The sequence below is a fragment of the Stenotrophomonas sp. NPDC077659 genome, from assembly GCF_050268705.1.
Classification (GTDB): domain Bacteria; phylum Pseudomonadota; class Gammaproteobacteria; order Xanthomonadales; family Xanthomonadaceae; genus Stenotrophomonas.
The window spans coordinates 1-13,503 of record NZ_JBNNHG010000104.1; the positions used below are offsets into that span (position 1 = coordinate 1).

The 13,503-nt window shown below is 68.3% G+C and carries 6 protein-coding genes and 2 pseudogenes; 2 read left to right on the top strand and 6 right to left on the bottom strand.

Features of this window, described 5'->3' with window-relative positions:
* From ACQKDV_RS14010 to ACQKDV_RS14035, 6 genes are all read right to left on the bottom strand, one after another.
* Positions 1 to 560: DUF3322 domain-containing protein (locus tag ACQKDV_RS14010; RefSeq protein ID WP_427784436.1), on the bottom strand; the 560-nt coding region annotated here is incomplete at its 3' end.
* Positions 557 to 3,850: an ATP-binding protein gene (locus ACQKDV_RS14015; protein ID WP_427784437.1), complete on the bottom strand. Its 3,294-nt coding sequence runs from the start codon at positions 3,848 to 3,850 to the stop codon at positions 557 to 559. The genes ACQKDV_RS14015 and ACQKDV_RS14010, both read right to left, overlap by 4 nt.
* Positions 3,847 to 4,506 (bottom strand): DUF4194 domain-containing protein, encoded by a 660-nt coding sequence (locus tag ACQKDV_RS14020; protein WP_427784439.1) that lies wholly within the window; start codon positions 4,504 to 4,506, stop codon positions 3,847 to 3,849. Before ACQKDV_RS14020 ends, ACQKDV_RS14015 begins: the two co-directional genes overlap by 4 nt.
* A 44-nt stretch (positions 4,507 to 4,550) precedes the next feature.
* Positions 4,551 to 6,044 carry a DUF3375 family protein gene (locus tag ACQKDV_RS14025; protein ID WP_427784441.1) on the bottom strand — a complete coding sequence of 498 codons (1,494 nt, stop codon included), beginning with the start codon at positions 6,042 to 6,044 and terminating at the stop codon, positions 4,551 to 4,553.
* A gap of 132 nt (positions 6,045 to 6,176) precedes the next feature.
* Positions 6,177 to 8,822 (bottom strand): hybrid sensor histidine kinase/response regulator, encoded by a 2,646-nt coding sequence (locus tag ACQKDV_RS14030; RefSeq protein WP_427784443.1) that lies wholly within the window; start codon positions 8,820 to 8,822, stop codon positions 6,177 to 6,179.
* Between the two features lie 68 nt (positions 8,823 to 8,890).
* Positions 8,891 to 10,057, bottom strand: a complete 1,167-nt coding sequence (locus tag ACQKDV_RS14035) for an OprO/OprP family phosphate-selective porin (RefSeq protein ID WP_427784444.1) — start codon at positions 10,055 to 10,057, stop codon at positions 8,891 to 8,893.
* Between the two features lie 332 nt (positions 10,058 to 10,389).
* Here ACQKDV_RS14035 and ACQKDV_RS14040 point away from each other — a divergent pair.
* Positions 10,390 to 11,732 (top strand): annotated as a pseudogene (locus ACQKDV_RS14040) (dicarboxylate/amino acid:cation symporter).
* A gap of 230 nt (positions 11,733 to 11,962) precedes the next feature.
* A pseudogene (locus ACQKDV_RS14045) lies at positions 11,963 to 13,447 on the top strand (phosphate acyltransferase); the annotation flags it as partial.
* Between the last annotated feature and the right edge of the window lie 56 nt (positions 13,448 to 13,503).

Here is a 13,503-nt window from a genome sequence, read left to right on the forward strand (position 1 = left end):
CGCAGGTCGAGCAGGGCGGTGACCAGGCTCTGGTGGCGTTCGAGGAACTTGCTGTCCATGCCGCCCAGTGCCAGTGACCGCAGCGGCTGTCCCTGGGCGATGCCCGGGGCCAGCAGGGCCGCCACCGCGCAGGCGCGCACCACGTCCTCGTCGCTGCGTTCGCGCCAGAGGGCGCGGCGCCGTGCCAGCAGTTCGCGCATGTCCAGGGGGGCGTGCTGCTGCAGGTATGCCAGCCGCTGCGCCTGCTGCTGCACGTCAGGACCGGCCGCCGCAGACCACTCCCCCAGGCTGGCGAGCTCCCACGCAACCGGCAGCTCGATGGCCGAGGCGGCACTGCGGTAGCGGCGCGGCTGCCAGTGGACGCGGCCCACCGTGACGGCGCGCCAGCACTGCAGATGCGCGCGCACGGCGGCGGTGTCCTGTTCCAGCTGCCGTGGCGTGGGCTGTGGAATCTCCACAGTCTGCGGCCACGCCGCCGCCCCACGCGTCAGGTCCACGCGGACCTGCGCCTTTTCCCACTGGCGGGCGAGCAGGAGGCCGATCTGCGCGGGTGTTTTCATCCGCTGCGCCTGTCCGGGGCCCGACGCGCCTGGGCGTAGTCCTCCAGCGCCTGCCAGCTCAGCGACGTCAGCGTGGCGTAGCGGCCCCGCCGATGGACCACGATGGCCGAACGGGTATGGTCGCGCAGCAGTCGCAGTTCCTTGTTCGGGGTGACGAACAGCGGGTGCAGGCCGAATTCGTGCAGCGCCCGCACGATGCGCCCGGCCACCGCGTGCGAGCTCTTGGAGAATGCTTCGTCCAGCACCACCGTGCCGAACAACGGGCGCTCGCGGCCGAACGGGCACAACGCATAACTCAGCGATGCCGTCAGCACGTAGCTGGCGATGATCTCCTTCTCGCCACCGCTGCCGCCCTGGGAGCTGGTCCGTTTTTCGATGATGCGTCCGCTGCCACGCTCGCAGACCAGCACCGCGAAGCGCAGCCGGTAGCGCGGATCGAGCAGGGCCAGCGCGCCCTGCGTCTTGCGTCGTTCGGTGGCATCGCGCAGCAGTGCGACCACCTGGGCCAGTGCCTGGTAGTGGGTTTCGCCCTCATCGTCCTTGAGCTGTGCCGAGCGCAGGTACTGCCGTGCCTTCTGCAGCGTGCGCAGCGACTCGTGCTCCACGCGCTGCGGCTCCAGCTGCAGGTAGCGGTCCTGCTGGAAGTCCACCCGGCACAGCGTGGTGTTGAGCGCATGGATGCGCTCTTCGATCTGCGCCACTTCGATGTCCACCTGGCTGAGCAGCTGGGTGACGCCCTGGTCGGAGGATTGGTTCAGGTAGTCCAGGAAGCGGCTCAGCCGTTCGGGCAGGGCTTCTTCCACCAGGGTGGTCAAGCGGGCGCGATAGGCGGGGACGTCTTCCACGCTGATCCCGGCTTCGCTCAGCGCGCCGGTATCCTGTGCCTTGGCCGCGGCCAGTTCGCGCAGCAGCGCCTGGGTCACGGTGTTCAGGCGTGCCGAACTCCGTTTCACTTCATCGGCCAGGCGTTGGCTGGCGGCGCGCTCCTGCGCGTCCAGCGCGTGCGGGTCGGTGGTCGGCGGGTCGGTGAAACGGGCCGCGGCGCGCTGGTGCTGCTGGCTGTCCAGTGGCGCTTCGACGCTGGCGCGCGCAGCTTCCAGCTGCTGTCCTGCGGCGGCGATGTCCTCCTCCAGCCGCGCGCAGGACGCGGTCAGGGCGGCGCGTTCGTCCAGCGTCACCCGCGTATGGGCCTGGGCCGCTTGCAGGGCCAGGCGCGCGTGTTCGATCTTCGAGCCGGGGGCAGTCAGTTCCTGCAGCTGCGCCGTCAGCCGCTGCAGGTCCTGCTCGATGCGGCCATGGTCGATGTCCTCCAGGCGCATGGCCTGCAACTGGTCGATCAGCCGCAGGCCACGCTCGGTGTCTTCGGCCTGCTCGACTGCGGCGCGCTTCAGCGCGTCGGCGCGGCTGGTTTCCCCGGCATTTTCGCGCACCGACTGCTCCAGCTGCTGCACGCGGTCGCGGTTGTCGAAACCGGTCATCCAGTCGCGGTCCAGCGGCTTCTGGTCCTGCTTTTCGAACCGTCCGCCACTGCCGGAGAGGCTGCCCTGCACGGTCATTGCATGTGCGGTGCGCTGCAGCGCCTGGGTGTCGGCCACGCAATGGCGGTCCTTTCCCGCGACCAGTGCCTTCACGGCGTCGCTGTGCGGGCCGGGAGCGTACTCCAGCATGCGCGCGAACCCATCGCCGAAGAACGAAGGCGCCTGGGCGGGGGGATGCGCGTCCAGCAGGCGGACATGCAGTTTGTTGTCACGGCCGTTGACCCAGGCCAATGCCTGCGCGAATCGCGCCGATGGCACGATCAGGCGCAGGCGGTCGCTGCCCAGCGCGCGTTCGATCGCACCGCGCCACTGCGCATGCTGAGGTGGCACCTGCACCTGTTCGGCCAGGAAGGGAAGCTCGCTCTCTGCCAGTTGCAGGTGGTTGGCCAGTTCGAGGCGGAACATCTGCTGGGCCACCGGCACATTGGAGGTGGTATGGCGACGCGCCTGCGCCAGTTCGGCGCCCAGTTTCTGCCGTTCGGCGTCCAGCGCCTGCCAGCGCGCGCCCGCCTCCCAGGCCTCACTGCGCTGCTGCTGGGATACCTGGGTCTGCGCGTGGCGCAGTTCGGCCAGTGCCTGCTGGTTGTGGCGCCACGTTGCGTCGTCGGTGGGGACCTGCAGGTTCAGGCCCGCAGCGAGTTGTCCGTAGTGCCCGGCGCGTTCGCGCTTCTGTTCCCGCAGTACCTGCTGTGCGTCGATGCGTTGCCGGAGCATTTCCAGCTGGGCGCCGCCGCTGCCGATGTACAGGGCCTGCAGCTGGGTTTCCTGCTCGCGCGCCTGCACGATCTGCTGTTCGGCGTGCTGTTGCTGCCGTTGCACGACCTCGTGCCGCTGCTGCAGTTCCGCCAACCGTGCCGACCACAGGTCGCGCCGCCGCCCCGCGTACCATGCCGGCAGCAGCGTCTGCAGTTCCTGGCCGGCCTGGTTCTCGGCCTGCACGGCCTGGTAGTCCTTCCAGCTGCGTTCGACCGGCAGCAGCGCATCGCGTTGGCGGCGTGCGGTTTCCAGCTCGGCGCGGATGCCGACCAGTACCGTGAACTCGTCCGCCACGGCGCGTGCGCTCTCGAAGCCGGAGCGGTCATCGAGCACCAGCTCGCGGAACACTTCGTCGATGCTGTTGAGCTGCTTCAGGCCCGCGGCACGGTTGAGCAGTGAAAAGGCATTCTCGCCCACCTCGAAATGGCTGCGCAGCCGCGACAGGAACGGCTGCTTGGTTTCATAGACCTTCAGGCCGGGAACCTGGCGTTCCAGTTCCTTCAGGCCCCGGGCATTGCCATCGCGATGGGCTTCCAGCCAGGCGTCCAGCGCGGGTTCGTCGGAGAGGCAGAACAGCCAGCGCCGTTTCAGGTCGGCCAGCGCCGAGCTGGTTCCATCGAACCAGAACACCGCACCGATGCGCACGGTGGCGGCGCCGTCGCTGAAACGCGCGGCGATCGCGCTGACCACGGCACCCGGGCGACCGATGTGGGCCGTGTCGCTGCTGTCGTTGCCGGCGCCGGAGACGCCCCGCACATAGGACACCAGATCGCGGTCGCTCTCGTGCCCGCCGGTGGAGGCCAGGTTGTAGCGCGGGCTGGCCACCAGCAGCGTCATCAGCGCGTCGATCAGGGTGGTCTTGCCGCTGCCGGTCGGGCCGATGATGGCCGTGCCGGCCAGATCCATGGATGCGCTGTGGCGTCCTTCGAACGGCCCCCAGTTGTAGAGGTCCAGGTCGGTCAGCACACTGCTGGGCAGCAGGGACGATGCGTTCATGCCTCACCCTCCTGCCGGCCGTTCGCATCACCGGCATCACCGGCGCGGTCGGCAGCGTCCTTCATGGCCTTCAGCAGGGCCTGCAGGTTTTCCGGGTTGGCCAGGTGGACGATGATCGGGCGGACGGTGACGCGTTCCTGCTGGTCGATATCCGACACCAGGCCATGCCCCTTGAGCTGTTCCAGCAGTGCCAGCAGCCGCTTGCGTTCCTGCTGGTCGCTGCCCAGGAAGCCCAGGTACGCCTGCAGGTGCGGCAGCAGGTCATCGATGTCCAGTTGCGGCGGGGCGGCGCCCACGCCCGATTCGATTTCGTGGGCGATGAACTGCTGGCGCAGGATCGCCACCAGCAGCGACTGCTCCAGGGTCAGCCGCTGCTTGCGCACCAGCGGGTGCGACCACTCATCCAGGTCACCGCCGCTGCTCCCGGCCACGACCAGATACGCCAGCCCGCGGATGTCATCGATGCGGAGGTCCAGGTCAAGGTTGGCCAGCACCGCACGGACGGTGTCCAGCTGGGTCAGCACGATCTGGTACAGGTTGGGTTTCGCGCCGTCCAGAAGGCCATGGCGGAGCAGTTCCAGCGTGGCCTGTCGTACCAGCGTGTCCAGGGACGGCGTGGCTTGCGGCGCCGGGGTCGAATCAGGAACGGAGGGCATCGGGGCCTCGCTGTCGGAAAACGGGGAAGGGCGTGCCGGGTGGATCATGGTTCCCACGCGAAATCGTCCAGGGCATCCGGCTCAAGCCGGACCTGCGGCACGGTGAAGCGCAGCGTGCTGCCTTCGCGTGTCACCACGTCCAGCGGCTCGGTGCCGCCGGTGAAGTCACTGCCGGCTTCGCGTGCCATGCCGATCCACACCGCCAGGCTCTCCAGGTCGTGCGTGGGTGGCAGTGCGGTAGCCAGCTCGGTGAGCGACATCGGCGCGCCGGCCTGGCGCACCTGCTCCAGGGTGTCATGCACCAGCGCTTCGCGATCAAGGCCGTCGAGCGCGTTCCAGAAGTCCTCCTCCACCTCGGTGATGTCGGCGGCATGGCGGTCCAGGGCCAGCTCGCGGCGTGTGTCCGTGTCCAGGTCCTTGCAGCGCAGGCGCTCCACCAGCGGCAGGCCGCCGCAGGAGAAGGCGATGGGCGGCAGCGGCGAGGCCGTGCGCCGTTCGGACTGGCGCGACCAGTCGACCTGCTGGGCCGCCTGGAACACATCATTCAGCAGTTGGCCCACGCGGTTGTGCTCGGCGGCCACGCCGGTGCGCAGGAAGCCGCGGACATCACGTTCGCTGCGCGAGCGGGTGCGGATCACGACGGCCGATTCCTTCACCAGGCGCAGCACCAGCAGCCGCAGTTCGGTTTCCTGCGGTGGGCTCAGGGCGTTGCGCGCGCCCTGGTGTTCGAGGATCCGGCGCAGCCGCCGCTGCATCGCATGCAGTTCGACTTCATCGCGCAGTTGCAGGTGGAAGGCCTGGAATACCCGTCCTTCCGGCGTCTGCAGCAGCTCGTCATGGCCGTCCAGGAAGGTCTGCAGGATCGAGCCGCGATGGTTGCCTTCGGCCACGATGTCGTGGCGCAGCCGCTGGTCGGCCTCGCGCCAGGAGTCTTCCACGCGGCGGAAGTCCGCGCGCAGGCCCACGGCCAGGGTATACAGCTCCCGGATCGCCTCGCTGGCTTCCTGTGCGGAGGCAACCTCGACATGCCCGGCCTCGGCGCGTGCCAGTTCATCCTGCAGTGCATGGATCTGCTGGCGCAGATGCGCTGCACGGGCTTCCGGATCGCTGTTCAGGCGCGCGTCCAGGTGTTCGATTTCGCGCTGTACCACCGCCAGGCGAGAGGCCGTGGAGGTCATGATGCGGTTTTCCAGCGAGCCGATGAAGCGAAGCGCGCTTTCCAGCGCATCGGTGGCGTGCAGGCGCCCCTCGCGTTCGATCACCAGCGAGCGCCGGATCCAGTCGCGCAGTTCACGCCGTGCCAGCACCGCAGGATCGCCCTGGATGTCCAGTTCGGAGTTGCCGGCGTGGGTGCTGAACAGGTCGGCCAGGGCGGTCTGCGCGTCATCGAACGCGACCCCGTCCGAGCTGCCCTCGAACAGGGTCTGCAGGCAGCTGAGCATCAGGGGGGCCCGGCGTGCTGCGACGATCTGCCACGCCGGGTGCCGCGAACGCGCCAGCAGGTAGCGTTCAAGGCGTTCGCGAGGGCTGTTGGTCATGGGGGTGCAAGGCACGGGTGGAAAGCCCTGCTACAGTGCCACGCCGTGGCGCGGTGGGCCAGCGTCTGGACCGCCGGAGCATTCGCGGTCGCGGCGCTCCGGTGCGCGCGCCACCGCTCCTGGCGCGGGACGTCAGCCGCGGTGGCGGACCAGCAGTTGACTCATCAGTGCACGCAGCGCTGGGGGCTTCACCGGCTTGGGCACCATGCCCCAGCCGCGCTCGGCGGCCATCTCGCGCAGCGCCGCATCTTGCTCGGCGGTCACCAGCACAACCGGCGGGCGTGCCTGCCACACGTCCACCAGTGTCTCGTACAGCACCGGCCCGTGGTGGTCGCCCATGCGCACGTCCAGCAGCACCAGTTCCGGCACCGCGTCGGCACGGGCGTGCTGCAATGCGGCCTGCGGGCCGTCGGCAAGCGCCACCTCGCAGCCCCAGCGTTCCAGCAGCGCGCGGCTGGCGGCACACACATGCGGGTCGTCGTCGATCGCCCACACCCGGCAGCCGCGCAGGGGGTTGTCTCCCGCCGGCTCCTGCGCCCGCACTGTGGCGGGCAGGGGGGCTGGGATCGCACGGGCATTGCCGAACGGCACGCCCACTGAGAACACACTGCCGTGCCCGAGCTGCGAGCGCAGCCGGATCGGGTGGCCGAGGAGGCGGCCGATGCGGTCGACAATGGCCAGGCCCAGCCCGGCACCGCGCTGCTGGCCATCATGCAGGCGGCGGAATTCCTCGAAGATCTCGCCCTGCAGGGCCTCGGGGATGCCAGGCCCCTGGTCATGCACCTCGATCCACAGCCGCCCGTCGCGCCTTCGGCAGCCAAGCAGCACCCGGCCGCGTTCGCTGTAGCGCACTGCATTGGACAGGAAGTTCTGCAGGATGCGCCGCAGCAGGCCTTCATCGCTCATCACCACGGCGTGGGTGGCCACGTAGTCGACGACCAGTCCGCGCGTCTGCGCGGCGATGCCGAATTCCCGCGCCAGCGTCTGCAGCAGGGGCCCGATCCGGAACGCCTGCACGCGGGTGGGCAGGCTGCCCGATTCCAGCCGGGCGATGTCCAGCAGGCTGTTGAGGATGGCATCCTGCGCGGCCAGTGCAGCTTCGATATGGTCGCTGGTCTGCTGCTGTGCCGGATCGGTCAGCTTGCCGCGCAACACCGACAGGAACATGCGTGCGGCATTGAGCGGCTGCAGCAGGTCGTGCACGGCCGAGGCGACGAAGCGGGTCTTGTAACGGTTGGCCTGCACGGCTTCGCGGCGTGCTTCCTCCAGGTCATGGGTGCGTTCGGCCACGCGGTGTTCCAGCGCATCGGCCAGCGAGCGCAGTTCGCGCGCGGCGTTCTTGTAGCTGGTGATGTCCGCGTAGCTGGTGACGAAGCCGCCATCGGGCAGGGGATTGCCGCGGATCTCCAGCACCGTGCCGTCGTCCTTCTCGCTTTCGCGCATGTGCGGGCGGCCGCTGCGCAGGTGGTTCAGGCGGCGCTCGATGGCCTCATCGATGGGGCCGGGACCGAGCAGGCCGCGGCGGGCGTTGAAGCGGAACAGCTCTTCGATGGGGCGTCCGACCCGCACCAGTCCCGGCGGGAAGCGGAACAGTTCGACGTAGCGCGAGTTCCAGGCCACCAGGCGCAGCTCGCGGTCGATGATGACCACGCCCTGCGGCAGATGCTCCAGGCTGCGGCTGAGCCCGCTGTCGGCATCGGTGGCCGCCTGCAGCAGGCCGTCCTGGGCGGTGCGCAGCTCCTGTGCATGCTGCTTCAGCAGGGTTTCCAGCTCGCTGCGGCTGCGCTGTCGGTGCCGCGCCAAGCGCCGGCGCTGCTGCACGAACAGCACCAGGAAGCCCAATGCCAGCCACACGGCGGCACCGGCCATGGCCGCCGCGCGGCCTGCACTGGACGCACCGCCGGCATCGTGCAGCAGGTGCAGGCTCCAGTGCTCATCCGGCAGCGGCAGGGTCTGCCACAGCATCGCCTGCGGCAACACCGGGTCGAGCAGGCGCACCATGCGCCCGCCGTCGGCCAGCACATCCTCGGTGCGCACGCGCAGCGGTTGCAGCGAACGGTCGGCGTACTGGCGGGCATCGAGCATCTCGCGGCGCTCGTCGGCGCCCAGCGGGCGCAGCAGGCGGTAGCGCCAGGCATCGCGGCTGGCCAGGAACACCACGTCGTGGTTGTCGCTGGCCAGCACCACGTCGGGGCTGCCCAGCCATTCCTGTTCCAGCGCCGACAGTTCGATCTTGATCACGATCACGCCGATGCGCTGGCCTGCGCCATCGATGATCGCTTCGGACATGTAGTAGCCAGGCACGTTGGTGGTCATGCCGATGCCGTAGAAACGGCCGCGGCCATGGGCCATCGCCTGCTGGTAGTAGGGGCGGTAGGCGTAATCCTCGCCCACGTTGCTGGCTGCCTCGTTCCAGTTGCTGGCGGCCAGGGCCACGCCATCGCGGCCGACCAGGGTCAGGGTGGAGGTGCGGGTGACCTGGTTGGCGCGCTGCAGCTTGAGGTTCACGCGCTGCCGTTCGGCCGGCGTAAGCGGCGCGCGCAGGGCCTGCTGCAGGTCCGGGTCCAGCGCCATCACCTGCGGCAGCGTGCCGAAGCGGTCGATGCGCTGCTGCAGGCCCTGGCCATACAGCTGCAGCTGTCGCTGCACCTGGTTGCTTTCGGTCGCCAGCGCCCGCCGCCAGGCGTAGTGGCCGGCGCTGATCGCGCACAGCACGGTGCCACCGGCCATCACTGCGATGGTCAGCAACAGCATCCGGTGGCGGCTGAACCAGTACATGGCGGCAGTCTACGCAGGGCCGGCGGGCGCGGCATGCACGCCCGCCGGTTTCTGCGCCGTGGAAGGGATCAGAAGTGCATCTGCGCGCGCAGTTCGAAGATTTCCGGGGTGCTGTGCACGCCACGGCGGCTGGCATCGACCTTCACGTAGTTGGCCTGGAACTTGAAGTGGCTGGTCAGGTACCAGTTGGCGCCTACGGTCAGGTCATGCTGGCGACCACCGAGGATGCTGCCATCGTCCAGGTCGATGCGGCTGTAGCGGGCCAGCAGCTCGACCGCGCCATAGGCATGGGCCGGCTTGATGTTGGCCACTGCGCCGGCGTTGTACGGGCGCGATTCGCCGGTCAGCACCCAGCTGGCCATCGCGTACTGGCCGTGGCCGGTGTAGTCGGGCAGGCCCTTGCGGGTCACGGTGGCCTGCAGGGCTTCACCCTGCAGCGAGAACGGGCCGCGGATCCAGATGCCTTCCAGGCCGGTGCGGCGGATCTGGTCAGCGGTGACCAGGGCGCCGGAATCGACCAGGCGGATGTCGGTCAGGCCGGCTTCCGGGCGGGCACGCAGGCGGGCGCTGGCGTCGTGGTGCACATCGCGGCCGTCGCGGTAGCCGCGCGGGTTTTCCTGCGAATAGGCCAGGCCCAGGTGGACCACATCGCCCGGTGCCTTCACCGGGGTCCAGGCCGCACGCACGGCCTGCATGGTGCCCGGGTTGTCACCCTGCAGGTCCTTGCCGCCGTAGGCGCCCGCCTGCAGCAGGTACTGCGGGCGTTCCAGCACCCATTCCGCGCCGGTGCGGCGTGCGGCGTAGAAGGCCTGCACGGGCAGGGCGACTTCCAGGAAGCTGCCGGCGCGCGAGGACGTGTTGCCGTCCAGCCCGACCGGAGTCTTCATGTAGCCGAAGCGGAAGCGGCCGACATCACGGCCGAAGAAGGCCTTGCTTTCGAAACGCACGAACACGTCCAGCCAGGTCTCCGACTGGAAGTCGTAGTAGACCATCGCGTCGTACACGCCCTTTTTCTTCAGGGTCGCGCCGAATTCCTTGCGGCGCACGGCGTCATCGTCTTCGATGCCGCTGCCCGAGGAAAAGTCGTTGTAGTCGTAGGCGATGTTGGCGGTGGCGGCCAGTTCGGTGCCGTCGCTGAAGGCGTACCTGGTGGGCCAGTTGTCGAAATCGGCGGCTGAAGCGAAGGCGGGCAGGGCGGCCAGCGACAGGGCCAGCAGGGTCGGAATGGGGCGCATGGTGGTGCGTCTCTCTCTCTGGGGTACGTGTGGGCAGGACTACAACGGCCGTAATGGCCGGAATTCTCGCAGGGGGTCGCCCGGGGCTTCAGGTCGGGCCAGCGGCCTGCCCGGGGGGCAGGCGGTGCAACGCCAGTGTAGGCACCCGGGCCAGCTGAACCGGGGGGCTACTACCAATAGGTTATCTGCGTCAGCGTGCCCGGCGCGTACAAAGGCGTCCATTGGCCGCTTGCCCCTGCACAGGGTGCCGGGCCTGCGGCCAGATCCACGGAGGCGATCCCTGCGCAGGCTCGGGTCGTTCGCGTCAGAACTCTCTCCTTCCGGAGTCCGCCATGCACATCCCGACCACCGCACCGGTGCCCAGCAAGCCGTTGCCACTCTACCGCCAGCTGTACTTCCAGGTGATCGTGGCGATCATCCTGGGCGCCGTCCTCGGCCACTACGAGCCGATGATCGGCGAGAAGATGAAGCCGCTGGGCGATGCCTTCATCAACCTGGTGAAGATGATCATCGCCCCGGTCATCTTCCTGACGATCGTCACCGGCATTTCCGGCATGACTCACCTGCGCACGGTGGGCCGGGTCTTTGCCAAGGCGATGGCCTATTTCCTGTTCTTCTCCACCCTGGCCCTGATCGTGGGTATGATCGTGGCGCACGTGGTGCAGCCCGGCGCGGGCATGAACATCAACCCGGCCGATCTGGACCAGACCGCGGTCCACAGCTACGTGGAGAAGTCGCACGACCTGACCCTGGTCGGCTTCCTGATGGACGTCATCCCGAAGACGCTGATCAGCGCCTTCGTCGACGGCAACATCCTGCAGGTACTGTTCGTGGCCGTGCTGTTCGGCATCGCGCTGGCCTCGGTGGGTGAGAAGGGCAAGCCGATCGTGAACTTCCTGGAAGCACTGGTCGCTCCGGTGTTCAAGCTGGTACACATCCTGATGAAGGCCGCCCCGATCGGTGCCTTCGGTGCCATCGCCTTCACCATCGGCAAGTATGGCGTCGGCTCGCTGGTCAACCTGGCCTGGCTGGTGGGGTCGTTCTACCTCACCGCCTTCCTGTTCGTGGCCGTCGTCCTGGGCGTGGTCTGCCGCCTGTGCGGGTTCTCGGTGTTCAAGCTGGCCCGCTACCTGAAGGCCGAGCTGCTGCTGGTGCTGGGTACGTCGTCGTCGGAATCGGCGCTGCCGTCGCTGATGGAGAAGATGGAACGCGCCGGCTGCAGCAAATCGGTGGTGGGCCTGGGGTTCCCACCGGCTACTCGTTCAACCTGGACGGCACCAACATCTACATGACCCTGGCGGCGCTGTTCATCGCCCAGGCCACCAACACCGAACTGACCCTGGGCCACCAGATCGCCCTGCTGCTGGTGGCCATGCTCAGCTCCAAGGGTGCGGCCGGCGTCACCGGTGCCGGCTTCATCACCCTGGCCGCTACCCTGGCCGTGGTGCCGGAAGTGCCGGTGGCCGGCATGGCGCTGATCCTGGGCGTGGACCGCTTCATGAGCGAATGCCGCTCGCTGACCAACTTCATCGGCAATGCGGTGGCCACCGTGGTGGTGTCGCGCTGGGAAGGCGCGCTGGACCGCGACCGCCTGAAGCTGGCGCTGGATGGCCGCGAAAGCGAGTTGCCGCCACCGGTCGATGCCGTGCCGGAAGCACTGCCGGCCAAGGGCTGATCCAGGTAGGTGGTATTGCGGGGCCGGTCATGTAAGTGACGCGGCCCCGCACTGTTTCAAAGCGTCCTCTGGCTGTCATGGCCAAGGCCGAAGCTGGTCTCCCGGACCAGTCGCATACGGCACGGAATTGTGCGGTCGCAGCATGGTTGCGACAGGATTGCGACAGGTCCAGTCCCTCCAACGGGGGTATCATCCCCTGTCCCCCTTGCCCATTCATTAAATCCACGTCGATGTCCAACGAAGATTTCAAACAGGCCGCCCTCGATTACCACCGGATGTCCCCGCCGGGCAAGATCAAGGTCTCTGCAACCAAGCCCATGCTGACCCAGCGCGACCTGTCGCTGGCGTATTCGCCGGGCGTGGCGTACGCCTGTGAAGCGATCAAGGCGGACCCGCAGCAGGCCAGCGAGCTGACCGCGCGTGGCAATCTGGTGGCCGTCATCTCCAACGGTACGGCGGTGCTGGGCCTGGGCAACATCGGCGCCCTGGCCGGCAAGCCGGTGATGGAAGGCAAGGGCGTGCTGTTCCAGAAGTTCGCCGGCATCGATGTATTCGACATCGAAGTGGATGAAACCGACCCGGACAAGCTGGTCGACATCATCGCCTCGCTGGAGCCGACCTTCGGCGGCATCAACCTGGAAGACATCAAGGCCCCGGAATGCTTCGTGGTCGAGCGCAAGCTGCGCGAGCGCATGAAGATCCCGGTGTTCCATGACGACCAGCACGGCACGGCGATCATCGTCGGCGCAGCGGTGCTCAACGCCATGGCCATCACCGGCAAGAAGATCGAGGAAGTGAAGCTGGCGACCACGGGCATGGGCGCGGCCGGCATTTCCTGCGTGAACATGCTGGTGCAGCTGGGCCTGAAGCCGGAGAACATCCTGGCCTTCGACCGCGAGGGCGTCATCCACACCGGCCGTACCGACCTGGACCCGGAAAAGCAGCGCTATGCGCGCGACACCGACAAGCGCACCCTGGCCGAGATCGTCGACGGCGCGGACATCTTCCTGGGCCTGTCGGCGCCGGGCATCCTGACCGCCGAGATGGTCAAGACCATGGCGCCGGACCCGGTGATCTTCGCCCTGGCCAACCCGACCCCGGAAATCATGCCGGAAGTGGCGCGCGCCGCCCGCCCGGACGCGATCATCGGCACCGGCCGTTCGGACTACCCGAACCAGGTCAACAACGTGCTGTGCTTCCCGTACCTGTTCCGCGGTGCGCTGGACGTGGGCGCCACCGCGATCAACGAGGACATGAAGATCGCCTGCGTGCGCGCCATCGCCGCGCTGGCCCGCCGTGCGGCCACCGACATGGGCTCGGCCTATGGCGGCGATACCCCGAGCTTCGGCCGTGAATACCTGATCCCGCGTCCGTTCGACCGCCGCCTGCTGGTGGAACTGTCGGCCGCCGTGGCCCAGGCCGCGATGGATTCGGGCGTGGCCGCCCGTCCCATCGCCGACATGGGCGCTTACCGCGACAAGCTCGCCCAGTTCGTCTACCGCACCAGCCTGATGATGAAGCCGGTCTACGACCGCGCGCGCAGCGACAAGCAGCGCGTGGTGTACGCCGAGGGTGAGGAAGAAGTGGTGCTGCAGGCGGTGCAGAACGTGGTCGACGACGGCCTGGCGCACCCGATCCTGATCGGCCGCCCGGAAGTGATCGAATCGCGCATCGAGCGCCTCGGCCTGCGCCTGAAGATCGGCGAGAACGTTGAAGCTGAACCACAGCGGCAACCTGTCGCTGTACGTGGACGGCGCTGACGAGTGCGACC

Excerpts from the sequence above, each read along its gene's own strand:
- ACQKDV_RS14030 (WP_427784443.1), bottom strand. The coding sequence starts at position 8,822 with ATGTACTGGTTCAGCCGCCACCGGATGCTGTTGCTGACCATCGCAGTG.
- ACQKDV_RS14020 (WP_427784439.1), bottom strand. The coding sequence starts at position 4,506 with ATGCCCTCCGTTCCTGATTCGACCCCGGCGCCGCAAGCCACGCCGTCC.
- ACQKDV_RS14025 (WP_427784441.1), bottom strand. The coding sequence starts at position 6,044 with ATGACCAACAGCCCTCGCGAACGCCTTGAACGCTACCTGCTGGCGCGT.
- ACQKDV_RS14015 (WP_427784437.1), bottom strand. The coding sequence starts at position 3,850 with ATGAACGCATCGTCCCTGCTGCCCAGCAGTGTGCTGACCGACCTGGAC.
- ACQKDV_RS14035 (WP_427784444.1), bottom strand. The coding sequence starts at position 10,057 with ATGCGCCCCATTCCGACCCTGCTGGCCCTGTCGCTGGCCGCCCTGCCC.